This is a genomic window from Roseovarius sp. THAF8 (assembly GCF_009363735.1).
Taxonomy (GTDB): Bacteria; Pseudomonadota; Alphaproteobacteria; order Rhodobacterales; family Rhodobacteraceae; genus Roseovarius.
Map to the genome: position 1 here is coordinate 2744769 of NZ_CP045410.1, position 22151 is coordinate 2766919.

The window sequence follows — 22151 nt, forward strand, 5'->3', positions numbered from 1 at the left end:
GTGCGGGCAAGAGACTATAGCGCCGCCGCCAGACGCGTGCCCTGATCGATGGCGCGCTTGGCGTCAAGCTCCGCCGCGACGTCCGCGCCGCCGATGACGTGACAGGTCATGCCCCTGGCCTCGAGCGCGTCGGCAAGGCTGCGTTCGCTGACCTGTCCGGCACAAAGCACGATTGTGTCCACCTCGAGCGTGCGCGGGTCTTCGCGGCCTTCTCCGTTGGAGACCACGAGGCCCGCAGGTTCGATGCGCTCGTAGGTGACCCCGCCGACCATCTCGACATCCTTCATCCGGAGCGACGCGCGGTGAATCCAGCCCGTCGTCTTGCCGAGCCGCTTGCCCACGCGCTCGGACTTGCGCTGCAGGAGCGTGACGGCGCGGGCGGGCGCATCGGGCTGCGGGCCTTCGGGGGCCAGCCCGCCGGCGGTTTGCGCAGGGTCGCCGACGCCCCATTCCTCTTTCCATTCCTCGAGGTTCTCGGTCGGGCTTTCGCCCTCGTGGACGAGGAACTCGGCCACGTCGAAGCCGATGCCGCCTGCGCCGATGATGGCCACGCGCTTGCCCGCTGGCTTCTTGTGCTTGAGCACGTCGATATAGCTGAGCGTGTTGTCGCCGTCCTGGCCTTCAATCTCGGGGTCGCGGGGCAGGACGCCGGTGGCGATGACCACCTCGTCAAAGCCAGTGAGGTCGTCGGCCTGCACGTCATGGCCCAGTGTCACGGTCACGCCGGTTTCCTTCAGCATGGTGCCGTACCAGTCGACCAGGCCGAAGAATTCTTCCTTGCCGGGGATCTGCTTGGCCATGTTGAGCTGTCCGCCGATCTGCGTGTCGCGGTCGAAGAGCGTGACGTCATGGCCGCGCTGCGCCGCGGTGATCGCGGTGGAGAGGCCTGCGGGACCAGCGCCGACCACGGCCACGGTCCTGGGCGTGTCGGTGGGTGTGATCGGCAATTCCGTTTCATAGCAGGCGCGGGGATTCACGAGGCACGTGGAAATCTTGCCCGAGAAGGTATGGTCGAGGCAGGCCTGGTTGCAGGCGATGCAGGGCGCGATGGTATCGGCGCGGCCCTCGATGGCCTTTTTCACGAACTCCGCGTCGGCCAGGAAGGGACGGGCCATCGACACCATGTCGGCGCAGCCTTCGGCCAGCACGTCTTCGGCCACCTGAGGCGTGTTGATCCGGTTCGAGGTGATGACCGGGATGCCCACGTGCCCCATCAGCTTCTTCGTGACCCAGGTAAAGGCCGCGCGGGGGACGGAGGTGACGATGGTAGGCACACGCGCCTCGTGCCAGCCGATGCCGGTGTTGATGATGCTGGCCCCGGCCTTTTCGACCTCCTTGGCCAGTTGCACCACCTCGTCGAATGTCGAGCCTTCGGGAACGAGGTCGATCATCGACAGGCGGTAGATCAGGATGAAATCGGGGCCGACAGCCTCGCGCACCCGGCGCACGATCTCGATGGGCAGGCGCATACGGTTCTCGTAGGAGCCGCCCCAGCGATCATCGCGCTTGTTGGTATGGCGCACGAGGAACTGGTTGATGAAATAGCCCTCGGAGCCCATGATCTCGACCCCGTCATAGCCCGCCTCGCGGGCGCGGGCGGCGGCGGTGACGATGTCGGCGATCTGTTTCTCGATGCCGTCCTCGTCCAGCTCCTTGGGCGGGAAGGGCGAGATGGGGGACTTGATCGGTGAGGGGGCGACGCATTCCTTGCCATAAGCATAGCGGCCCGCGTGCAGGATCTGCATGGCGATCAGGCCGCCGGCCTCGTGCACCCGGTCGGTGACCACCTTGTGGTTGGCGATGTCCTGCTCGTTGAAGAGCCCCGCCGCGCCGGGAAAGACGCCGCCCTCGCGGTTGGGCGCCATGCCGCCGGTGACCATCAGGGAGACCCCGCCGCGGGCGCGCGTGGCATAGAATTCCGCCACCCGGTTCCAGTCCTTGGTCTCTTCCAGCCCGGTATGCATCGAGCCCATCAGCACGCGGTTCTTCAGCGTGACGTGGCCCAGATCGAGCGGGGCGAGCAGGTGCGGGTATTGGGTCATGTGCGGCCTCCCGGGGAACGTTCGGATCAAAACGTAGGGTGACGCGCACCATGGTCACGTCAGCCGCGATTGTCACGCCCGACGCTGCGTTAAGAGGCGGGACGGGTCACCCGGTTGTGATGCAGGGTGCGGGGGAGGATGGTTGACGACGGCGTGCGATCCTGTCCAGACTCCGCGCCAACCCAGCCTGCAAGGAGACTGCCGATGCCGACCCGACGCAACTTTCTCGCCGGTGCCGCCGGTCTGGTGGCCACGGCCCCGCTCGCCGGTCTGGCGCAATCCGGTCCCGCCATTCATGTGATGAAAGATCCCAACTGCGGCTGCTGCGGCGCGTGGATGGAGATCCTGCAAGAAGGCGGCTTTGCCGTGACCAGCGGGGATGCGTTCGGCACGATCCTGTCGCGCTACAAGATCGACAACGGCATTCCGCAGCAAATGATCTCGTGCCACACGGCCAAGGTCGATGGGTACATGATCGAAGGTCATGTGCCGCCCGGCGATATCCGCCGCCTGCTGGACGAGCGCCCCGACGCCGTCGGCCTTGCGGTGCCGGGAATGCCCTACGGCTCGCCGGGCATGGGGCCGGAGGATCGGCGCGAGGCTTATGACGTGCATCTGATCCTGCGGGACGGCGGCACCGAGGTGTTTTCCAGCTACGACGCGGCGGCCTGAAGGACGGGGCTCAGGCGCTGGCGGCCCAGTCCCAGTACATCTCGCGCACCCGGCGCGTGACCGGGCCGATCTGGTAATTCGTGTCGTCGAAGGCGGTGACCGGGGTGACCTTCATCATGTTGCCGGACAGGAAAACCTCGTCGGCGTCGTGGAAATCGTCGAAGGACATGACGCATTCATGCACGCTCACCCCGTCGGCGCGCAGGTTCTCGATATGCCGCGCGCGGGTGATCCCGGCCAGGAAGGTGCCGTTGGGCACCGGCGTGAACACCTCGCCATCCTTGACGGCAAAGGCGTTGGCAGTGGCGGCCTCGGCCACGTTGCCAAGTGCGTCGGCCACCAGCGCGTTGGTAAAGCCCTTGGACTTCGCCTCGGCCAGCATCCGGGCGTTGTTGGGGTAAAGACAGGCGGCCTTGGCGTTGACCACCGCGTCCTCCAGCACCGGACGGCGAAAGCGCGTCCGGGTGATCGTGGCCGAATGCTCGGGCGGGGCCATGGGGATTTCTTCCAGGCTGATGGCAAAGCCGGTGGCGCCGCCGTCCTTGGGGACGATGGCGGACATGCCGCCTTCGATGGCCCAGTACATGGGGCGGATATAGACGGCCGCATCGGGGGCGTAGGCTTTCAGGCCCTCGTGGACGATCTCGACCATGTCCTCTGCCGTGACGGTCGGCGTGACCATCAGCGCCTCGGCCGAGGCGTTCACCCGGGCGCAGTGCCGGTCCAGATCCGGCGTCAGGCCATGCGCGAAGCGGGCCCCGTCGAAGACGTTCGAGCCCAGCCACATGCCGTGATCGGCAGCGCGCATTACGGGGATGTCGCCCTCATGCCATGTGCCGTCGAAATAGGTCCGGATGTTGCTGCCTGTGGCCATGGTCGCCTCCCTTTGGCGCGGACCCTAAGCCCGGTCGCGCGAAGGGTCCAGAGGCGTCAGTCGGCTTCGGCCAGAAGCGCCTCGATATCCAGCCGGCTGTTGGACATCTTTAGGTTGCCTTCGGCGTCGCGCGGCCAGTCTTCGGGGGCACGATCGCGGTAAAGTTCGACGCCGTTGCCGTCCGGGTCCGACAGGTAGACGGCCTCGCTGACCCCGTGATCGGCAGCGCCCTCCAACTGGATGCCGGCCTCCAGGACGCGTTTCAGAACCTGCGCCAGCGCGGTGCGGTCGGGATAGAGGAAGGCCGTGTGGTAGAGGCCCGTATGCCCGGGCGGGGGCGGCGTGCCGCCCTTGCTCTCCCAGGTGTTCAGGCCGATGTGATGATGGTAGCCGCCTGCGGACAGAAAGGCGGCCTCGGTACCGTAGCGCTGCTGAAGCTCTAAGCCCAGAACGCCGGAATAGAAGGCGATGGCACGTTCGAGGTCCGACACGCGCAGATGCACGTGGCCGATGCGGGTTTCGGGATGTGTTGTGACTGTCATGGTCTGACCCTTTCTTGCTTGCGCCAGAGATGGGCCAGATGAACGCATTGCGCAATTCCGCGCAGGGACGCAAAGATCGTGCGAAAATGCAGAAGCTTTTTCTTGCCGCAAATACTCCGGGGTGTTTGAGGGGCAGCGCCCCTCATTCCTGCCAATCGAGCGTGGCGCAGCCACTCGATCGGGTCAGGCGCCGACCATGCCGACGATTTCCTTGGTGCGTTTGAGGATGGGCGCGGCGATCTCGCGGGCCTTGCCGGCCCCATCCGACAGGATGCGGTCGATCTCGGCGGTGTCCTGCATCAGGCGGGCCATCTCGTCGGAAATCGGCGCCAGTTTGGCCACCGCCAGGTCGGCCAGCGCGGGCTTGAAAGTGCCGAACTGCTGCCCGCCCACGTCGCGCATCACCTGATCGACGCTCTGGTCGTTGAGCGCGGCGTAGATGTTCACAAGGTTGCGGGCCTCGGGGCGATCCTCCAGCCCTTTGGCGTCCGAGGGCAGCGGTTCGGGGTCGGTCTTGGCCTTGCGGATCTTCTTGGAGATCGTGTCTGCATCGTCGGTCAGATTGATCCGGGACATGTCCGAGGGATCTGATTTCGACATTTTCTTGGACCCGTCCCGCAGGCTCATGACGCGGGTGGCGGCCCCCTCGATCACCGGCTCGGTGATGGGGAAGAAATCGACCTCGAAATCATTGTTGAACTTGATCGCGATGTCGCGCGTCAGCTCCAGATGCTGCTTCTGGTCCTCGCCCACCGGCACGTGCGTGGCGTGGTAGGCCAGGATGTCGGCGGCCATCAGCGCGGGATAGGCGAAGAGGCCCAGCGAGGCGTTTTCCTGGTTCTTGCCGGCCTTGTCCTTCCACTGGGTCATCCGCTTCATCCAGCCCATGCGGGCGACGCAGTTGAAGATCCAGGCCAGTTCGGCATGGGCCGAGACCTGGCTTTGGTTGAAGAGGATTGACCGAGACGGATCGACGCCCGAGGCGATGAAGCCCGCGGTCAGCTCGCGCGTTGCGTGGCGCAGGGCGGCTGGGTCCTGCCAGACGGTGATGGCGTGCATGTCGACCATGCAGAAGATCGACTCGACCCCGCTGTTCTGGCTGTCGGCAAACCGCTTGAGCGCGCCCAGGTAATTGCCCAGCGTCAGGCCGCCCGACGGCTGGATGCCGGAAAAGACGCGGGGGGTGAAGCTGGCCTCGGCCATGGCGGACTCCGTCTGGAAATTCGTGTCCGCCTCGCTTACTGCTGCGGCCAACAGCCGTCAAGGAGGCCACGACCCATGTCCGATCCCCGAGCCACAGGTCCCGGCGACAGCCCGGTCAACCCGATCCCGCCGCTGGTGCTGGCCATCGTGGCCGCCATGGCCGCCGCCGAGGCGGTGTTCCAGCTGGGCGCGCGCGGCATGGTGGGCGGGCCCGAGGCGATCGGCTGGCGCATATCGACCATCCAGCAGTTCGGGTTTTCCAATCGGGCGATGACCTGGATGCTGGAGACCGGTCAGTTAAGGATTGATTATCTTATCCGCTTCGTCACCTACCCGTTCGTTCATGCCAGCCTGTTGCAGGCGGTTTTCGCCATCGTGATGACGCTGGCCATCGGCAAATTCGTGGCCGAGCGCATGGCCGGGTGGGCCGTGGCGATTTTATTTTTCGCCTCATCCATCTTCGGCGCGCTGGTCTTTGGCCTGATCTATCCTGACGGGCCGGGGTTAATAGGGGGTTTCCCCGGCGTCTATGGTTTGATCGGGGGCTTTACCTGCCTTGTCTGGCTGCAACTGGGCGCGATGGGCGAAAACCAGATGCGGGCTTTCGTGATGATCGGCGTTCTCTTGGGCCTGCAACTGATCTTCGGCCTGCTTTATGGCAACAACTTCACGTGGGTGGCGGATATCGGCGGCTTTGTCGGCGGGTTCTTTTTGTCCTTTCTTCTGTTGCCCGGCGGGATGAGGCGGCTGCGGCAGAAGCTGCAACGGCGTTAGCGGCGCACTGCTGCACGAAATTCCGAGATGCGGAACGCGCCCAGAAGCTGGCCGAGGCCGAAATAGCTGACGCTGCCCAGCCCGATCAGCACCAGAAGCGCAAGCCAGCGCCAGCCGCCCAGGCCGAAGAACGGCGTCATCAGCACTTGCAGGCCCCACAGGATCACGCCCAGCAGGACCGACGCCAGCAGGATGCGCCAGATGCGGCGGCGGAAGCGGTCGTCGAAGCGCGCCACCTCACCATAGCTACGGGCGCCGCGCACCAGGAGCCAGACCATGGCCCAGCCCGCCGCCGTGGCGGCGATGGCGGCGGCCCACCAGCCGACGACTTGCGCCAGCCCTACCGCCAGCGCGGCGTTCACCACCATGGCCACGACGGCGTAGTGAAACGGTTTCTTCGTGTCCGAGCGCGCGAAGAACAGCGGTTGCAGAACCTTTTGCAGCACGAAGGCGGGCAGGCCGAGGCCGTAGATCATCACCGCGAGAGCCGTGGCGGCGGTGTCGTCGGCGTCGAACTTGCCACGCTCGAACAGCACCGACACCAGCGGCAGGGGGATCACCATCAGCGCCACCGCGCAAGGCACGGTCAACGCCAAAGAGATCTCGGCGGCGCGGGAATAGGCGTGGCGGGCGCCCTCGTGATCCTCGGCCTTCAGGCGGCGCGACAGGTCGGGCAGCAGGACGATGCCGACGGCGATGCCCACGACCCCCAGAGGCAGCTGGTAGAGGCGGTCGGCGGCGTAGAGCCAGCTGACGGCGCTTTCGGTGTTCGAGGCGACAAGCTGGCCCACCACCAGGTTGATCTGCACCACGCCGCCCGCCAGGGCCGCGGGTACGGCGACGCGCACCAGCCTGGACATCTCGGGTGTCCAGCGGGGGCGGGTGGGGCGGATGCGCATCCCGGCCCGGTCTGCGGCGATCCAGACCAGCACCAGTTGCGCCACGCCGGCGAAGGGGATCGTCCAGATCAGCGCGTCGGCCACGGGGCCGCCCATGGAGTGCGTGATCATCATCGCGCCGACCAGAAGCACGTTCAGGATGACGGGTGCCGCGGCGGCGGCGGCGAAGCGTCCGGCGGCGTTGAGAACCCCGGAAAACAGGGCCGCCAGCGAGATGAAGAAGATATAGGGAAAGGTGACGCGCGCATAGTCGACGGTGATGTCGAAACGCGGATCGCCATAATACCCCTCGGCCGTGGCATAGACCAGAACCGGCATGAAGATCATCGCCAGCGCGGTCAGGATCAGCAAAACGAAACTGAGGCCCGAGAGCGCCAGACGGGCAAAGCCGATGGGGTCCTCGTCGGCCTCGAGCCGCCTGGAAAACATCGGCACGAATGCGGCGTTGAAGGCACCCTCGGCAAAGAAGCGGCGGAACATGTTCGGCAGGCGGAAGGCCGCGACGTAGGCGTCCATCAAAACGCCGGGGCCGATGAGGTTGGCGATGATGACGTCGCGCACGAAGCCCAGGATCCGGCTGGCCAGGGTCCAGACGCCCACGGTCAGGACGCCGGAGAGAAGGCGGATGGGTTTCATGTGCGGTGCCTGCGTCTGCCTTGTTTTCAAGAGCATTAGCCGATTGCCGTGGGCGGGGGAAGGCCGGTCTGCGGTGCAGGGGAGCTGTGCCCCGCGAATCGGGGATTAAAGGCCATATTCAGCCGTTTTTGGCACGTCGGTATCGCGTCGGTATCCGAGTGGTATCGCGTCGGTGGACTTTTCGCGCGTCGGGGACGCGCGCGTTCGTGACCGGGCCGCGCGGCGTGTTTGCAGGATATTCGGCTCTGGCGCCCGGCGACGAGGGTGATAGCGTGCCAGGCAACCCCACCCAGACCGGAAGGTGCCGCCATGACGACCTCGCCCTATGACATCCTGTTCGAGCCGGTGCGGATCGGACCCAAGACCACGCGCAACCGCTTTTACCAGGTGCCGCATTGCACCGGGATGGGGCATCGCTATCCGCAGGCCGAGGCGGCGCACCGGGCGGTCAAGGCCGAGGGAGGCTGGGGCGTGGTCTCAACCCAGGAGACCGAGATCCATCCCAGTTCCGACCTGTCGCCGGCCAACGAGGGGCGGCTGTGGGACGACGGGGACATTCCGGCGCTGCGGCTGATGGCCGAGAGCGTTCAGGCGCATGGCAGCCTTGCGGCGATCCAGCTGGCGCATAACGGGCATCACGCGACGGGGCGCTATTCGCGTCAGCCGATCCTGGCACCGTCGCCCACGCCCAGCGACTGGGGCGATCCGTGGCAGGCGCGGGGCATGGACAAGGCCGACATCAAGGCGTTCCGGGGCTGGCATGTGGACGCGGCGAAGCGGGCCAAGCGGGCGGGGTTCGATATCATCTATGTCTATGCCGGTCACGACATGACCCTGCTCATGCATTTCCTGCTGGCGCGGCACAACCACCGGAGCGACGAGTACGGCGGCAGTTTCGAGAACCGGCTGCGGCTTTTCCGCGAGGTGCTGGCCGATACGCGCGACGCGGTGGGCGACAGTTGCGCCATCGCGGTGCGGCTGGCGGTGGACGAGTTGATGGGCGAGGCGGGGCTGCGCCATGAGGTCGAGGGGCGCGACATCATCGCTGCGCTGGCCGAGGAGCCGGACCTGTGGGACGTCAACATCTCGGACTGGTCGAATGACAGCCAGACCTCGCGCTTTGCCAAGGAGGGGTTCCAGGAGCCTTACACCGCCTTCGTCAAATCGGTGACGACGAAGCCGGTGGTGGGCGTGGGGCGCTATACCTCGCCCGACACGATGGTGCGGCTGGTGAAATCGGGGCACCTGGACCTCATTGGCGCGGCGCGGCCGTCGATTGCCGATCCGTTCCTGCCGAAGAAGATCGAGGAAGGCCGGCTGGAAGAGATCCGCGAGTGCATCGGGTGCAATATCTGCGTGTCGGGCGACAACCTGATGATGCCGATGCGATGTACCCAGAACCCCACGGTGGGCGAGGAATGGCGGCGCGGCTGGCATCCGGAGGTGATGACCGGCGACAAGGTGGCGTCGGAGCGGTTCCTGATCGTCGGCGGCGGGCCTGCGGGCATGGAGGCGGCCCGGGGCCTGGTGCAGGCCGGCCACGAGGTGGTGCTGGCCGAGGCGAGCGACGCCTGGGGCGGACGCGTGGCCATCGAGAGCGCGCTGCCGGGGCTGGCCGAATGGGGCCGGGTGCGCGACTGGCGGCTGTGGCAGTTGCAGCAGAAGGATGCGGCCGATCTCTACCTGCAAAGCCGACTGAGTTCGTCGGATATCCTGGAGTACGGCATCGGGCAGGTGGTGCTGGCCACCGGGGCAAGCTGGCGGATGGACGGGGTGGGGCGCACGCACCGCCTGCCGGTCGCGGCGTTCGGGGCCTTGCCGGTGCTGTCGCCCGAAAGCGCGATGCAGGGCGGGTTCGAACAGGACGATGGAACGGGGCCGATCGTGATCTTTGACGACGAGGGGTATTACCTGGGCAACATCCTGGCCGAACTTGCCGTGCAGACCGGGCGCGAGGTGGTCTTCGTGACGCCATCGCCGATCGTCGCGCCCTGGACCGAGAACACGCTGGAGCAGGCGCGCATCCAGGCCCGGCTGATCCAGCTGGGCGTGACGATCGTGCCGCTGCACAAGGTGGCCGAGGGTGATGGCAGCACGCTGGAACTGGCTTGTGTCTACTCGGACGCGCGGCGGCAGATCCTCTGCGCGACGCTGGTGCCGTTGACGTCGCGGGTGCCCAATGACGCGCTTTGGAGCAACCTGAAAGAGCACGAGGCGGACTGGGATGCGGCGGGTATCAAGACGGTGACGCGGATCGGGGATTGCTATTGCCCCAGCACCATTGCGGCGGCGGTTCATGCCGGGCACGCGTTTGCCCGGATGGTCACGGGCGCGCAGGTCGACCCGCCGCGGCGGGGGGAGCGGGTGGATCTGGCGCAGGGATGACCGGGCGCGGACCGGAATTTTGGAAAATTCCGGCCGTGAAAATACGTATTTTCACGGCCATTTCCTGCGCAGGAAATGGCGACAGAACGAACTTGCGGTGGAAATGAAGCGCAATGAATGCTTCGAGCCCATTCCGACAGATGCTGCAAGCCCTTCGAATACCCGCAACTTGGATTGGTCAATTCATAGTCTTAGTCAGTAAAGCTGAAAAGAACGCCTCCGCCAAACAGGAGAGCAACTCAGGAGAAACCTGAATGAAGGATGCATCGATCTGGTCGATGAGGGTGATGGGAAACACCTCACTAAGTGACGTGCCGCTCCAGCCATTGGCTCCGGGGAGCAAGGAAGTCTGGGACGGCATGGAAGTTCTTCCTGCCGATGCTCAATATTATCATGGAAAAGGGCTCACTGATGCAACGCGGTTAAGTGGGTTGGCCTACACAAACCCTTCTGTTCAACACGCTGACTGGCTGGAGGACATGCTCAGAGCAAGACCTGTCTTCGGGGTTGGCTCATTCGTATTTCTGGAAAAGAAGGTATGCGATGCGCTCAGTGCCTTTGATCTGGGCGATGGTCGCCTCACCCGGACGCCGATCTTCCAATCGGATCGAAAAACCGAGGTAGATTGTGATTTTTATCTTCTCGAGTTCTCGAATGCCAAGGACACAGTCGACCGCGACAACACAGACCGCTGCCGCCCGCTCTACAAGGCGCGACCGGAAGCGGGATACCGGCTTTCAAATGACATGACTGGAAGGGATATCTTTGTGCATCGATCGGCACAGGAAGGCGCGGATTTCTGGTTTGATCCGATGATCCGGCACTTGCAGTTCGTCAGCGATGGGGTGGCCCATGCCTTGATCGCCATGGGCCTTCGGGACAAGTTCCGGCTCAAACAGTGCAAGTTCCTGTAGGTGTCAGAAAATCTTGGGTTCCCCATCTATCGGGTTGTTGCGCTTCAATCCAATGATCCCGTTGATGTCCTTGCCGAATGACCCTTCGGGCAATCTTTTGAGAGAGTTTTGGGTTAGAAAAATGATATGCGACAACCTATCTCGAACGGCATCTACGTCCCCGCAACAGCCATTCGTCGCACCTTTATTCATTGTAGGGAATACACTTTCACGCCCGTTTTCTGCGCAGCAGACGCGCGCGCCGCGCGTCAGCTGATCGCCTGCTCCACCCCTTCCGAGATCGCCTGGCGCAGCTTGCGTTCCAGCGCCCGCTGCTTGGCCGGGGAGTGGAATTTCAGACCGAACATGTCCTTGACGTAGAACGTGTCGACCACCTGTTCGCCATAGGTCGCGATGACGGCGGAGTTGATGTAGACGTTCCCGTTGGAAAGCGTGCGCGTCAGGTCATAGAGGAGGCCGGGGCGGTCGCGGGTATCGACCTCGATGATCGTGTAGATCTCCGAGCCTTCGTTGTCGAAGGTGATATGGGTGGGCACGCGGAAGGCGCGTTCGCGTTTCTTGATCTTGTCGCGCGACTGCATGGCGTCGCGGGCCACCACCTCGCCCCGCAGCGTCTTGTGGATCATCTGCGTCAGGCGCGGCAGGCGGTCGGCCTCGTAGGGGCTGCCCTCGGCGTCCTGAATCCAGAAGGCCGCGGTGGCATAGCCGTCCTTGGTGGTATAGGTGCGCGCATCCACCACGTTGGCGCCCACCAGCGCCAGCGCGCCGCACATGCGGCTGAAGATGCCGGGGTGGTCGGCCAGCGCGAAGCACACGCGGGTGGCGTCGCGGTCCTCGTCGGGGGTGAGCTGGATGCGGACCTCGTTTTCAGAGATGTCGCGCAGCAGGAGGGCGAAATCCTGATGCGCGGTGACGTGCAGGCCCTGCCAGTAGGGCGGGTAGTGGCGCTCCATCTCGGTCTTGAGGTCCTTGGCGTCCCAGTCGGTGAGCGCCTCGCGCAGATTGCGCTTGGCGTCGGTGCCGCGCTGTTCGCGGTTGAGCGCCTCGAGCCCGCCTTCCATGGCGCGGCGGGTCTGGCGATAGAGCGCGCGGATGAGCGAGGCCTTCCAGTTGTTCCACGTGTTCGGCCCGACGCCGCGGATGTCGCAGACGGTCAGCACGCACAGAAGATCGAGCCGCTCGCGGGTCTGCACCGCCTTGGCGAAGTCGCGCACGGTGCGCGGGTCGGCGATGTCGCGTTTCTGGGCCATGTCGGACATCAGGAGGTGATAGCGCACCAGCCATTCCACCGTGTCGACCTCTTTGGGTTTCAGCCCCAGCCGGGGGGCGACGCGGCGGGCGATCTGGGCGCCGAGGATCGAGTGATCCTCGTCCCGGCCCTTGCCGATGTCGTGCAGGAGCAGGGCGACGTAGAGCACCTTGCGGTTGACGCCCTCTTTCAGGATGGACGAGGCGATGGGCAGGTCCTCGGTCAGTTCCTTGCGCTCGATCTTCGACAGCTGGCTGATGCACTGGATGGTGTGCTCGTCCACCGTGTAGCTGTGATACATATTGAACTGCATCATCGCGCGGATCGGCTCGAATTCGGGGATGAAGGCCGAGAGCACGCCAAGCTCGTTCATCCGCCGCAGGGCGCGTTCGGGATTGCCGTGCTTGAGAAGCAGGCCGAGAAAGAGCTTGCGGGCCTCGGGGCTTTCGCGGAAGCGGTCGGTGATGAGGTCGAGATTGGCCGTCACCAGCCGCATGGCGTCGGGGTGGATCAGCAGCCCGGTGCGCAGGGCCTCTTCGTAGATGCGCAAGAGGTTGAGCGGATCGGACAGGAAGTCTTTCTCATCCACGATGCCCAGCCGGCCATGGATCTCCTTGTAGCCGTCCTTGAGCTTGCGCTTGCGGGTGAAGAGGCGTTGCAGGAGAGGCTCGGATTTGACGTGCGCCGCTTCCAGCTTGGTCAGGAAGATGCGGGTCAGGTCGCCGACGGCGGTGGCGTGGCGGAAATACTCCTGCATGAACACCTCGACCGCCCGGCGCCCGGCGCGATCCTTGTAGCCCATGCGCTCGGCCACCTCGACCTGGAGGTCGAAGGTCAGCTGTTCGGTCGCGCGGTTCGTGACGAGGTGCAGGTGACAGCGGGTGGCCCAGAGAAAGTTCTCGGCCTTCAGGAAGGTCTCGAACTCGTCCTCCATGAAGAGGCCGTGCCCGACGAGATCGGAGACGTCGTCGACATGGTAGAGGTACTTGGAAATCCAGAACAGCGATTGCAGGTCGCGCAGGCCGCCCTTGCCCTCCTTGACGTTGGGCTCGACCATGTAGCGTTCGCCCTGCTTTTCGTGCCGGGCGTCGCGCTCTTCCAGCTTGGCCTCGACGAATTCGCGTTCGGACCCCTTGAAGAGGTCGTTGCGCAGGCGGTGGTCGAGATCGGCCGCGAGCCTGTCGTCGCCGTAGAGCAGGCGCTTTTCCAGAAGCGCGGTGCGGATGGTGAAATCGTCGGTGCCGAGGCGGATGCATTCGCGGATCGTGCGGCTGGCGTGGCCGACCTTCAGCTTGAGGTCCCACAGCATGTAGAGCGTGCTTTCGATCACGCTCTCGGCCCAGGGTGTGATCTTGTAGGGCGTGAGGAACAGCAGGTCCACGTCCGAGAAGGGCGCCATTTCCCCCCGGCCATAGCCGCCCACGGCGAACACCGTCAGGCGTTCGGATTCGGTGGGGTTTGGCAGGGGGTGCAGGTGGCGGCTGGCCACCTGCAGGGCGGTCATCACGGCGCAATCGGTCAGCCAGGTATAGGCGCGGGTCGCCTCGCGCGCCGCGAACGGCGTCTGGCGCAGTGCCTCGGCGATGGCCGCGTAGCCCGACGTCATGGCGTCGCGCGTGGCGGCGACCGCCTCGCGGCGCAGGGCGGCGGCGTCGGACGGGTCGGCCTCGCGCGCGGCCTCGATCCGCGCGAGCACGGCGTCCTGGTCGAAAATGACCTCTGCCGGACAGATCAGCGCGTCCGGCGGCGTCAGCGTGTCCTTCATGACGTGGGCCGGGCGCGCGGGATCAGAGCCCCGCGCGGCCGAAATTGGCGGGTGCGGGCGACAGCACCACGACCTGCTGGTTGCGGATGGTGGCCACGGCCAGGCCGCGCTGCGTCGTGCCGTTGGGCAGGAAGCGGAAGATGCCGTTCACGCCCTGGAAGCCTGACGACTGCGTCAGGCTGGAGCGCGACAGGGCATCGGCGCGGCCCGATTTCGCCAGCGCGCCGATGGCGGCGATGGCGTCGTAGCTGAGACCGGCAAGATCATGCGGCGCCCCGCCGTTGGCCGCCTGGAAACGCGAGGCGAACTGGTTGGCGCGCCGGGGGTCGGGGATGGCGAACCAGCCGTTCTGAACGCCCGGAAGCGTGCGCGTCTGGGCCGGTTCGTCCCAGCGGGCGAGGCCGATATACTGCATTTCGGCCGGGGACAGCCCCGCCTCGGGCAGCATCTGCGAAAAGAGCGGCAGGGCACCGGCGGCGTTGGCGGTCAGGAAGATCGCGTCGGCGCTGTTGCTCTGCGCGGTTTCCTTGATGGCGGGCACGGCACCCACGACCCCGCCCTGGGAAAACTCGTAGTTCACCACGCCGGCCGAGGTGGCGCCGTTGGCGCGGATCGCCTGGGCGATGGCGTCGCGGCCCAGCTCTCCGGCGAGGTTGCGCGAATGCACGGTCATGATGCGCCGCTTGCCCTGGCTGACGGCATAGCCGGTCAGGCGATTGGCCGTATCCTGGAAGGTCTGGCCGAGGATCAGAAGGTTGCCGCCCGCGATGGTCGGGTTGTTGGAAAACGCCAGCACGTTGATGTTCTTGGGCGCCATGGCGACGGCCACGGCATTGGCGGATTCGGCGTGCAGGGGACCCACGATGATCTTGGCGCCGTCGGCGGCGGCAGTGAGCGCCGCCTGCTGGGCCTTGCCGGCGTTTCCGGCGGTGCCGTAGACGCGCAGGTCGATATTCACGCCCGACAGGTCCGCGACGGCCATGCGGGCGGCATTTTCCAGGTCGCGGGCCAGGCGCTGTTCCTGCGGATTGGAGGCGCCATGCGGGACCAGAAGGGCAACCGGCACGGCGGTGCCGGGGTCGATCCGCTGGCCGCTGTTGCCGCCGGCGCCGGGGATTCCGGCGTCGCAGGCGGCAAGCAGCAGGATGGTGGCCAGAAGGGCAAGTCGGTGGAACGGCTTGCGGACGGCATCGAAAACGGCAAACATCGGGGTATGAACTCCTTCTTTCGCGCGGTCCGGCTGGACGGCGCAGTTGGTCACGATAATAGACGTCCACAGAGGCGGGTCCAGTGATGAATCCCGACAAGCAGAGCCTTGCGCCCGGGCTGTACCTTGTGGCGACGCCGATTGGCGCCGCGCGGGATATCACGTTGCGGACCCTGGACATCCTGGCCAGCGCCGACGTGCTGGCCGCAGAGGACACGCGCAGCCTGCGGCGGTTGATGGAAATCCACGGGGTCAAGCTGAACGACAGGCCGCTGGTGTCCTATCACGACCATAACGGCGACCGCGCCCGCCCGCGCCTGACGGCGGCGCTGGAGCAGGGAAAATCAGTGGTTTACGCGTCCGAGGCGGGCACGCCGATGGTGGCGGACCCCGGGTACGACCTGGCGCGGGCGGCGGTGGCCGAGGGCTTTCCGCTGATATCGGCGCCGGGGCCGTCGGCGGTGGTCACGGCGCTGACCGTGGCTGGTCTGCCGACCGACCGTTTCTTTTTCGCGGGCTTCCTGCCCTCGGGCGGGTCCAAGCGGAAATCCGCACTTCGGGAGGTAGCGGGCGTGCCGGGAACGCTGGTGTTCTACGAATCGCCCAAGCGGGTGGCGGCGATGCTGCGCGACGCGACCGAGGTGCTGGGCGCCGAGCGGCAGGCGGCGGTCTGCCGGGAACTGACCAAAAAGTTCGAGGAAGTGCTGCGCGGCACGCTGGGCGAGCTGGCCGAACGGCTGGAGGCGCAGCCGGTCAAGGGCGAGATCGTGGTGCTGATCGAGCGCGGCGCGGCCGCGGCCGGCAGCGGCGAGGACCTCGACACGGCGCTGAGCGAAGCGCTGGAGACGCAGAGCGTGCGGGATGCGGCCGATACGGTGGCGGCGCGGCTGGGGCTGAAACGGCGGGTCGTGTACCAGAGGGCGCTGGAATTGAGCGGTTAGGGGAAAATTAGATGTTTTGGTGTCTGATGCGAGAGGTTTGGTGACGAAAGGCGAACCGGAATGACATGCGACACCATCCTGCAAAGGCGCAGGGAACGCGGGCAACGGGCCTATCACAAGGGGGCCTCTGCCGAGAAATCCGTGGCACTTGAGTATGACCGTCGCGGCGTCGACCTGCTGGAAACGCGCTGGCGCGGTCAGGGCGGTGAAATCGACCTGATCTTTCTCGACAGGGGCGTCTACGTGTTCTGCGAGGTGAAGGCGTCGGACACTGTCGACAGCGCGATGGCGCTGCTGCGTCCGGCGCAGATGCAGCGCATTCACGTGGCGGCGTCGGAATATCTGGGCCAGACGCCCGAGGGCCAGTTGAGCGAGGTGCGTTTCGACCTGGCGGTCGTGGACGGGCAGGGCGCTGTCACCGTGATGGAAAACGCGTTCGGGCATTTCTGAATTGATCCCCGCCGGTGCTTGGCCCATGTAGAGGTCAGCAAGAGGACGGGGATGGCCCATGAAGATAGCCTTTCAGATGGATCCGATCGGCGGGATCGACATTGCCGGGGACAGCAGCTTTCGCCTGGCCGAGGAGGCACAGGCGCGGGGGCATGACCTGTTCTACTATACGCCGGACAAGCTGGCCTATGACCGGGGGCGGATCACCGCGCGGGGCTGGCCGCTGACCGTGCAGCGGGTGAAGGGCGATCATTTCAGCCTGGGCGACGAGCGGGTGGCGGACCTGTCGGAGTTCGACGTGGTGTGGCTGCGCCAGGATCCGCCCTTCGACATGTTCTACATCACCACGACGCATCTGCTGGAGCGGGTGCGCGACACGACGCTGGTGGTCAATGACCCGTTCTGGGTGCGGAACTTTCCCGAGAAGCTGTTGATTCTCGATTTTCCCGAGCTGATGCCGCCGACGGCGATTGCGCGCGATCTGGATACCATCCGCGCGTTCAAGGCCGAGCATGGCGACGTGATCCTGAAACCGCTTTACGGCAATGGCGGCGCGGGCGTCTTTCACCTGCCCGAGAGCGACCGGAACCTGTCGAGCCTGCACGAGATGTTCACCGGGTTCAGCCGCGAGCCCCTGATCGTCCAGAAATACCTGCCCGAGATCAAGGACGGCGACAAGCGCGTGATCCTGGTGGAGGGCGAGCCGGTGGGCGCGATCAACCGCTTGCCCGGCAAAGGGGAGGTGCGGTCGAACATGCATGTGGGCGGGCGGCCCGAGAAGGTGGCGCTGACCGACCGGGACCGCGAGATCTGTGCCATCATCGGACCAAAGCTGCGCGAGGCGGGGCAGATATTCGTAGGCATCGACGTGATCGGGCAGTACCTGACCGAGATCAACGTGACCTCGCCCACCGGCATTCAGGAGCTGGAGCGGTTCGACCGGATCAACGTGGCCGGCAGGATCTGGGACGCGATCGAGGCGAAACGCGCATGAGCGTGATGCGGCCACTGCTGAACCGGTGGCTGCGGCTGACCGAGAAGCCGCATTTGCGGAAGGCCACGGTGGCCAAGGCGCGCCGGTCTTTCGAGACCAAGGCGAAGGTTCTGTTCCACGCGCCGCGCGGCACCTCGGTGGCCGAGGACGAGCTGGGCGAGGTGCCGGTGCTGTGGACCTGGGCCTTGGGCGTGGGGCGCGAAGACGGGCCGCTGATCCTGTATTTCCACGGCGGGGGCTTCGTGTTCGGCAGCCCGCGGGTCTATCGCAAGATGCTGGCGGTGTTGTCGCGCGAGGCGCGGGCGCCGGCAGCGCTGGTGCAGTACCGGCTTGCGCCGGAGACGCCCTTTCCGGGGGCGTTCGACGATTGCATGGCGGCTTACCGCGCGGTGATGGACCGCCCCGGCGGCGTGGTGCTGGCGGGCGACAGCGCGGGGGGATGCCTGGCGCTGGCGGTGCTGGCGGAGATCACGCGGGAGGGGCTGACGCCGCCACTGGGCTGCATCGCCCTGTCGCCGGTGACAGACCTGACCTTTTCGGGCGATAGCATCCGGGAAAACGCCGAGAGCGAAGTGGTGCTGCCGATCGAGCGGGCCGAGGAGATGTGCGAGTGGTATCTTGGCGACACGGACCCGAAGGACCCGCGCGTCTCGCCGCTATTCGCCGGGTTCGAGGGCGCGGCGCCGGTGTGGATCGGGGTAGGCGACACGGAAGTGCTGCGCGACGACACGGTCCGCATGGCGGCGCATTTGCGGGCGGCGGGCGTGGACGTGACGGAGGTGGTCGAACACGAGCTGCCGCATGTCTGGCCACTGTTCCACAACCTGCTGCCCGAGGGGCGCGAGACGCTGGCGGACCTGGGGGACTGGATCAGGTCTCTTTCATCGTCGTGAGGCGGTAGCTGACCGCTTCGGCCACGTGGGGGCGACGGACGTCCTCGGACCCGTCGAGATCGGCGATGGTGCGCGCGACGCGCAGGACGCGGTGATAGCCGCGCGCCGAGAGCCCCATGCGTTCGGCCACGGTGTTCAGAAGGGCGCGGCCTTCGCTGTCGGGCGTGGCGATCTCTTCCAGGGCCTCGCCTTCGGCATCGGCATTGAGGCGCATGTCGGGCCGGCCCGAGAAGCGCGCATGTTGCACCGCCCGGGCCGACGCGACCCGCTCGGCCACCTGGGCTGAGCTGTCGCCTGAGGGGGGCAGGTCGAGATCGGTGAAGCTGACCGGTGGGACCTCGATGCGCAAATCGAAGCGGTCCATCAGGGGGCCGGAGATGCGGCCCATGTAGTCCTCGCCGCACTGGGGAACGCGGGCGCAGGCGCGGGCCGGATCGGGCAGGTAGCCGCATTTGCAGGGGTTGGCGGCGGCCACCAGCAGGAAGCGGCAGGGATAGCGGACATGGGCGTTGGCGCGGGCCACCACGACCTCGCCCGTCTCGATCGGCTGGCGCAAGGTCTCAAGGACCGCGCGGGGGTATTCGGGAAACTCGTCCATGAAGAGGACGCCGTTATGGGCGAGGCTGATCTCGCCGGGGCCTGCCCTGCGCCCGCCGCCGACGATGGCGGCCATGGAGGCGGTGTGGTGCGGCTCGCGGAAAGGTCTTGTGCGGTTGATGCCGCCCTCGGTCAGGAGGCCCGCGAGGGAGTGGATCATCGAGGTTTCCAGCGCCTCGGGCGCCGTCAGGGGCGGCAGGATGCCGGGCAGGCGGGCCGCGAGCATGGATTTGCCCGAGCCGGGCGTGCCGACCATCATCAGGTGATGCCGCCCGGCGGCGGCGATTTCAAGCGCGCGCTTGGCGCGTTCCTGGCCCTTGACGTCGCGCAGGTCGCGGCCCGAGGCGTCGGCGGTGACCTCGCCCGGTTCCGCCGGGGGCAGGGGCGACTGGCCGGTGTAGTGGCGCACTACGTCGGCGAGGGTGGCGGCGCCGATGACTTGCGTGGCGCCGACCCAGGCGGCCTCGGCCCCCGAACCCTTGGGGCAGAGAAGCGTGCGGTCTTCCTCGGCCGCGGCCATGGCGGCGGGAAGAGCGCCGATGACGGAGACGAGCGAGCCGTCGAGGGAGAGCTCACCCAAGCTGCACGTGCCCTCGACGGCGTCGGGGGGGGATGATTTCGAGCGCGGCGAGCAGGGCGAGGGCGATGGGCAAGTCGAAATGGCTGCCTTCCTTGGGCATGTCGGCGGGCGAGAGGTTGATGGTGATGCGCTTGGAGGGCAGCGCGATGGCCATGGACGAGAGTGCGGTGCGAACGCGGTCGCGGGCCTCGGACACGGCCTTGTCGGGCAGGCCGACGAGCGAGAAGGCCGGGACGCCTGGGGTGACGGCGCATTGCACCTCGACCTGGCGGGCCTCGACGCCCTCGAAGGCGACGGTATAGGCGCGGGCGACCATGGGGGACTCCGTTTCCTTGAGAATGGTTAACGGATAGCGCGCCAGTGGTTTAGGAATGGTTAACCGTCTTCGAGGTCGCGCCGGTGGCGGACGTCGGAGCCTCCGGCGGGGATATTTGGGGCCAGAGGAAAAGGCGGGTCAGGTCTCGGCGTCGCGCATCGCGGTGAAGGCGGGCCAGGCGTCGGGGTCGGCGACGGTCTTGTCGCGGCAGGTGGCGTTGCAGAAGCCGAAAATGCGCCCGCCGGTTTCCATCAGGTGCGTGGGCGCCTTGCCGGAATAGGGGCAGGCGGTGTTTTCGGGCGTGCCATCGGTGACGGCGCGAGCCGGGACGGGGCGGGGGCCGGGCCACGTGGCGTGGTCGAGCGGCAGGTCATAGGGGACGGGATCGTAGGACTTGGTGAGGCCGAGCGCGCGCCACTGGCGGAAGGCCGGGTCGGCCAGCGTGGTGTCGACATAGGCCTGCGCCGTCTTGCCAACGGGCAGGGCGTAGCCCGCGATGCGGGCGGCGACGGGGGCGTAGAAGGCGTCGGCGAGGCTGTAGCGCCCGAAGAGCCAGGGGCCGTCCGCGCCGTGGCGGGTGCGGGCCATGGCCCAGAGCGTGCCGATGCGGGAGAGATCGGCCTGGACCGCGTCGGACGGGGTGAAGCCCTGCCATTGGTGCCGAAGCTGCATCGGGCAGTCGGCGCGCAAGGCTGAAAAGCCGGAATGCATTTCGGCGGTGATCGAGCGGGCGAGGGCGCGGGCGGCCGGGTCGGCGGGCCAGAGGTTGGCGTCGGGGTGACGTTCGGCCAGGGTTTCGGCCATGGCGAGGCTGTCGAAGATGACGATGCCGTTTGCGTCCCGCATCACCGGCACGAGGCGGGCCGGGGCGAGGTCCTTGAGGTCTTCGGCCATGGTGCCGTCATAGAGTCCGACCGTGTGGGTGCGGTGCGGAAGGCCGAACTTTTCCAGCATGAGCCAGCCGCGCAGGGACCAGCTCGAGAAGGTGCGGTCGCCGATGAAAAGGTCATAAGTCATGGGGGGACGTTAGGCCGGGGGCGGGACGGCGCAAAGCGATCATTTGTGCGGGTGTGCATCACGGGGTGTGATTGATGCCCGCCACGTGCCAGCCGGAGGGCGTGTGGTTCAGTTCGGTCACCGAGAGGGGGGCGATGCTGTGCGAGAACGCCTCGGTCGCGGTGAGGTCGAGGGCGCGCTGAAGCTGGGTGAGGATGACGCCGAGATGAGCGACGATCACCAGGTCGGCGCCGGGATGGGCGGCAATGAGCGCGTCGGTGGCGGCGTTGACACGAGCGCCGAGTTCGAACCAGGTTTCGCCCGAGGGCGGGCGCACCGCGTCGGGGTTGTCCCAGAAGGCGCGGTAATGGACCTGGTCCTCGATGTCGTCGGGGGACTTCAGGTCCCAGTCGCCGAAGTGAAGTTCCCGCAGGGCGGGCTCGTGGGGCAGGCGCGTGCGGTGTTCGGCCAGCGTGTCGGCGGTGGCGGCGGCGCGGGTGAGGTCGGAGGAGACGAGCGTGGCCGGTCGCGGCAGGTGGGCATCCAGCCGGGCGATGCGCGCGGTGTCGGAGAGATCGGCGGGCAGGTCGGCCCAGCCGACGAGGCCCCTGGCATGGGTGGGGCCGTGGCGGACCCAGAAGAGCCGCGTTTTCACGGCAGGTCGCCTTTCAGCACCTGCGGCAGGCCGGCGATCACGTTGACGACGAGGCCGGCCGTTGCTGCGAGTTTCACGTTCAGCCGGCCCCGGGCGGCGCGCAGCGTGGCGTCTTCGCAGATTTCGGGCGCCCGGGAGACAATCACGACGGGCGCGGCGCAGAGGGCCAGGCCGGCCATCAGTTCCGCCTCGGCCTCTGCGAGGTCGTGGCCGGCCTCGGCCCGGTTGACCAGCCAGAGCGGCAGCGCATCGACGAGCACGGCGCTGTCGCCGCTGATCCCGGCGAGGGTGCGGCCGATATCGAGCGGGTCGTGACGGGTTTGCCAGGCGGCCTGCGCGGCCTGACGCCGGTCGAGAGTGGCCTGAATTCCGGTATCGTCAGGGGGTGTGGTCACCAAAGCGACGGGTGTGCGCCCGGTGCCGAGGACCAGGTTTTCGGCGAAGATCGTTTTGCCCGATCCGATGCTTCCTAAAACGAAACTTAGTCCCGGCAACATTTTTTTTGCATCCTTTTCGTGATCCGCGCGTTGAACCCCTGCGTACCACCACCAAAGACTGCGAAAAAGC

General features: G+C 66.4%; 18 protein-coding genes and 1 pseudogene. 8 read left to right on the forward strand and 11 right to left on the reverse strand.

Annotated elements, in window-relative coordinates:
• Nucleotides 1–14 precede the first annotated feature (14 nt).
• Nucleotides 15–2042 carry an NADPH-dependent 2,4-dienoyl-CoA reductase gene (locus FIU85_RS13440; protein WP_152497252.1) on the reverse strand — a complete coding sequence of 676 codons (2028 nt, stop codon included), beginning with the start codon at nucleotides 2040–2042 and terminating at the stop codon, nucleotides 15–17.
• Between the two features lie 204 nt (nucleotides 2043–2246).
• Between FIU85_RS13440 and FIU85_RS13445 the strand changes: the two genes are divergently transcribed.
• The gene (locus FIU85_RS13445) at nucleotides 2247–2714 is read left to right on the forward strand and encodes a DUF411 domain-containing protein (RefSeq protein ID WP_152497253.1); all 468 of its coding nucleotides are present in this window, start codon (nucleotides 2247–2249) and stop codon (nucleotides 2712–2714) included.
• Between the two features lie 10 nt (nucleotides 2715–2724).
• On the opposite strand, the gene FIU85_RS13450 is transcribed toward FIU85_RS13445, so the two are convergent.
• The 3 genes from FIU85_RS13450 to trpS all read right to left on the reverse strand — a co-directional run bounded on the left by FIU85_RS13450 (nucleotide 2725) and on the right by trpS (nucleotide 5333).
• Complete coding sequence (locus FIU85_RS13450) at nucleotides 2725–3588, reverse strand: branched-chain amino acid aminotransferase (protein WP_152497254.1); 864 nt, start codon at nucleotides 3586–3588, stop codon at nucleotides 2725–2727.
• Between the two features lie 56 nt (nucleotides 3589–3644).
• Nucleotides 3645–4130, reverse strand: coding sequence for a VOC family protein (locus FIU85_RS13455; protein ID WP_152497255.1), 486 nt, complete (start codon nucleotides 4128–4130; stop codon nucleotides 3645–3647).
• Nucleotides 4131–4313: 183 nt separating this feature from the next.
• Entirely contained in the window at nucleotides 4314–5333 is a 1020-nt protein-coding gene (trpS, locus tag FIU85_RS13460) for a tryptophan--tRNA ligase (protein ID WP_152498257.1), read from the reverse strand.
• A 75-nt stretch (nucleotides 5334–5408) separates the two neighbouring features.
• On the opposite strand from trpS, the gene FIU85_RS13465 reads away from it, so the two are divergent.
• Nucleotides 5409–6107 (forward strand): rhomboid family intramembrane serine protease, encoded by a 699-nt coding sequence (locus FIU85_RS13465; protein WP_152493928.1) that lies wholly within the window; start codon nucleotides 5409–5411, stop codon nucleotides 6105–6107.
• Here FIU85_RS13465 and murJ read toward each other — a convergent pair.
• Nucleotides 6104–7642, reverse strand: coding sequence for a murein biosynthesis integral membrane protein MurJ (gene murJ, locus FIU85_RS13470; RefSeq protein WP_152497256.1), 1539 nt, complete (start codon nucleotides 7640–7642; stop codon nucleotides 6104–6106). The two genes, FIU85_RS13465 and murJ, sit on opposite strands and share 4 nt — an antisense overlap.
• A 309-nt stretch (nucleotides 7643–7951) precedes the next feature.
• Here murJ and FIU85_RS13475 point away from each other — a divergent pair, with 309 nt between their 5' ends.
• Together FIU85_RS13475 and FIU85_RS13480 are read left to right on the forward strand one after the other, a co-directional pair.
• Nucleotides 7952–10027: an FAD-dependent oxidoreductase gene (locus FIU85_RS13475; protein ID WP_152497257.1), complete on the forward strand. Its 2076-nt coding sequence runs from the start codon at nucleotides 7952–7954 to the stop codon at nucleotides 10025–10027.
• A 254-nt stretch (nucleotides 10028–10281) separates the two neighbouring features.
• On the forward strand, nucleotides 10282–10941 hold the full coding sequence (locus tag FIU85_RS13480; RefSeq protein ID WP_152497258.1) for a hypothetical protein: 660 nt from the start codon (nucleotides 10282–10284) through the stop codon (nucleotides 10939–10941).
• A gap of 248 nt (nucleotides 10942–11189) precedes the next feature.
• Here FIU85_RS13480 and FIU85_RS13485 read toward each other — a convergent pair whose 3' ends face one another.
• Nucleotides 11190–13955: a [protein-PII] uridylyltransferase gene (locus FIU85_RS13485; protein ID WP_152497259.1), complete on the reverse strand. Its 2766-nt coding sequence runs from the start codon at nucleotides 13953–13955 to the stop codon at nucleotides 11190–11192.
• 22 nt (nucleotides 13956–13977) lie between these two features.
• Nucleotides 13978–15162 carry a penicillin-binding protein activator gene (locus FIU85_RS13490; RefSeq protein ID WP_152497260.1) on the reverse strand — a complete coding sequence of 395 codons (1185 nt, stop codon included), beginning with the start codon at nucleotides 15160–15162 and terminating at the stop codon, nucleotides 13978–13980.
• Between the two features lie 86 nt (nucleotides 15163–15248).
• Between FIU85_RS13490 and rsmI the strand changes: the two genes are divergently transcribed.
• The 4 genes from rsmI to FIU85_RS13510 are packed head-to-tail and all read left to right on the forward strand — an operon-like array spanning nucleotide 15249 to nucleotide 18440.
• Complete coding sequence (gene rsmI, locus FIU85_RS13495) at nucleotides 15249–16103, forward strand: 16S rRNA (cytidine(1402)-2'-O)-methyltransferase (RefSeq protein WP_152497261.1); 855 nt, start codon at nucleotides 15249–15251, stop codon at nucleotides 16101–16103.
• 60 nt (nucleotides 16104–16163) lie between these two features.
• Nucleotides 16164–16553 carry a YraN family protein gene (locus tag FIU85_RS13500; protein ID WP_152493921.1) on the forward strand — a complete coding sequence of 130 codons (390 nt, stop codon included), beginning with the start codon at nucleotides 16164–16166 and terminating at the stop codon, nucleotides 16551–16553.
• Nucleotides 16554–16611: 58 nt separating this feature from the next.
• Nucleotides 16612–17547: a glutathione synthase gene (gene gshB, locus FIU85_RS13505; RefSeq protein ID WP_152493920.1), complete on the forward strand. Its 936-nt coding sequence runs from the start codon at nucleotides 16612–16614 to the stop codon at nucleotides 17545–17547.
• The gene (locus FIU85_RS13510) at nucleotides 17544–18440 is read left to right on the forward strand and encodes an alpha/beta hydrolase (protein ID WP_152497262.1); all 897 of its coding nucleotides are present in this window, start codon (nucleotides 17544–17546) and stop codon (nucleotides 18438–18440) included. The genes gshB and FIU85_RS13510 overlap by 4 nt, the downstream gene beginning before the upstream one ends.
• Here the strand turns inward: FIU85_RS13510 and FIU85_RS13515 are convergent.
• The 4 genes and pseudogenes from FIU85_RS13515 to FIU85_RS13530 form a co-directional block, all read right to left on the reverse strand.
• Nucleotides 18418–19933, reverse strand: a pseudogene (locus FIU85_RS13515) (YifB family Mg chelatase-like AAA ATPase). The gene FIU85_RS13510 and the pseudogene FIU85_RS13515 sit on opposite strands and share 23 nt — an antisense overlap.
• Before the next feature lie 138 nt (nucleotides 19934–20071).
• Nucleotides 20072–20950, reverse strand: a complete 879-nt coding sequence (locus FIU85_RS13520) for a glutathione S-transferase (RefSeq protein WP_152497263.1) — start codon at nucleotides 20948–20950, stop codon at nucleotides 20072–20074.
• A 58-nt stretch (nucleotides 20951–21008) separates the two neighbouring features.
• Nucleotides 21009–21584 (reverse strand): histidine phosphatase family protein, encoded by a 576-nt coding sequence (locus FIU85_RS13525; RefSeq protein ID WP_152497264.1) that lies wholly within the window; start codon nucleotides 21582–21584, stop codon nucleotides 21009–21011.
• Nucleotides 21581–22081 carry a bifunctional adenosylcobinamide kinase/adenosylcobinamide-phosphate guanylyltransferase gene (locus FIU85_RS13530; RefSeq protein ID WP_152497265.1) on the reverse strand — a complete coding sequence of 167 codons (501 nt, stop codon included), beginning with the start codon at nucleotides 22079–22081 and terminating at the stop codon, nucleotides 21581–21583. Before FIU85_RS13530 ends, FIU85_RS13525 begins: the two co-directional genes overlap by 4 nt.
• Nucleotides 22082–22151 lie beyond the last annotated feature (70 nt).

Bases quoted from the DNA above. Each gene is read 5' to 3' on its own strand.
- FIU85_RS13440 (WP_152497252.1), bottom strand. From the start codon at position 2,042: ATGACCCAATACCCGCACCTGCTCGCCCCGCTCGATCTGGGCCACGTC.
- FIU85_RS13445 (WP_152497253.1), top strand. From the start codon at position 2,247: ATGCCGACCCGACGCAACTTTCTCGCCGGTGCCGCCGGTCTGGTGGCC.
- FIU85_RS13450 (WP_152497254.1), bottom strand. From the start codon at position 3,588: ATGGCCACAGGCAGCAACATCCGGACCTATTTCGACGGCACATGGCAT.
- FIU85_RS13455 (WP_152497255.1), bottom strand. From the start codon at position 4,130: ATGACAGTCACAACACATCCCGAAACCCGCATCGGCCACGTGCATCTG.
- trpS (WP_152498257.1), bottom strand. From the start codon at position 5,333: ATGGCCGAGGCCAGCTTCACCCCCCGCGTCTTTTCCGGCATCCAGCCG.
- FIU85_RS13465 (WP_152493928.1), top strand. From the start codon at position 5,409: ATGTCCGATCCCCGAGCCACAGGTCCCGGCGACAGCCCGGTCAACCCG.
- murJ (WP_152497256.1), bottom strand. From the start codon at position 7,642: ATGAAACCCATCCGCCTTCTCTCCGGCGTCCTGACCGTGGGCGTCTGG.
- FIU85_RS13475 (WP_152497257.1), top strand. From the start codon at position 7,952: ATGACGACCTCGCCCTATGACATCCTGTTCGAGCCGGTGCGGATCGGA.
- FIU85_RS13480 (WP_152497258.1), top strand. From the start codon at position 10,282: ATGAAGGATGCATCGATCTGGTCGATGAGGGTGATGGGAAACACCTCA.
- FIU85_RS13485 (WP_152497259.1), bottom strand. From the start codon at position 13,955: ATGAAGGACACGCTGACGCCGCCGGACGCGCTGATCTGTCCGGCAGAG.
- FIU85_RS13490 (WP_152497260.1), bottom strand. From the start codon at position 15,162: ATGTTTGCCGTTTTCGATGCCGTCCGCAAGCCGTTCCACCGACTTGCC.
- rsmI (WP_152497261.1), top strand. From the start codon at position 15,249: ATGAATCCCGACAAGCAGAGCCTTGCGCCCGGGCTGTACCTTGTGGCG.
- FIU85_RS13500 (WP_152493921.1), top strand. From the start codon at position 16,164: ATGACATGCGACACCATCCTGCAAAGGCGCAGGGAACGCGGGCAACGG.
- gshB (WP_152493920.1), top strand. From the start codon at position 16,612: ATGAAGATAGCCTTTCAGATGGATCCGATCGGCGGGATCGACATTGCC.
- FIU85_RS13510 (WP_152497262.1), top strand. From the start codon at position 17,544: ATGAGCGTGATGCGGCCACTGCTGAACCGGTGGCTGCGGCTGACCGAG.
- FIU85_RS13520 (WP_152497263.1), bottom strand. From the start codon at position 20,950: ATGACTTATGACCTTTTCATCGGCGACCGCACCTTCTCGAGCTGGTCC.
- FIU85_RS13530 (WP_152497265.1), bottom strand. From the start codon at position 22,081: ATGTTGCCGGGACTAAGTTTCGTTTTAGGAAGCATCGGATCGGGCAAA.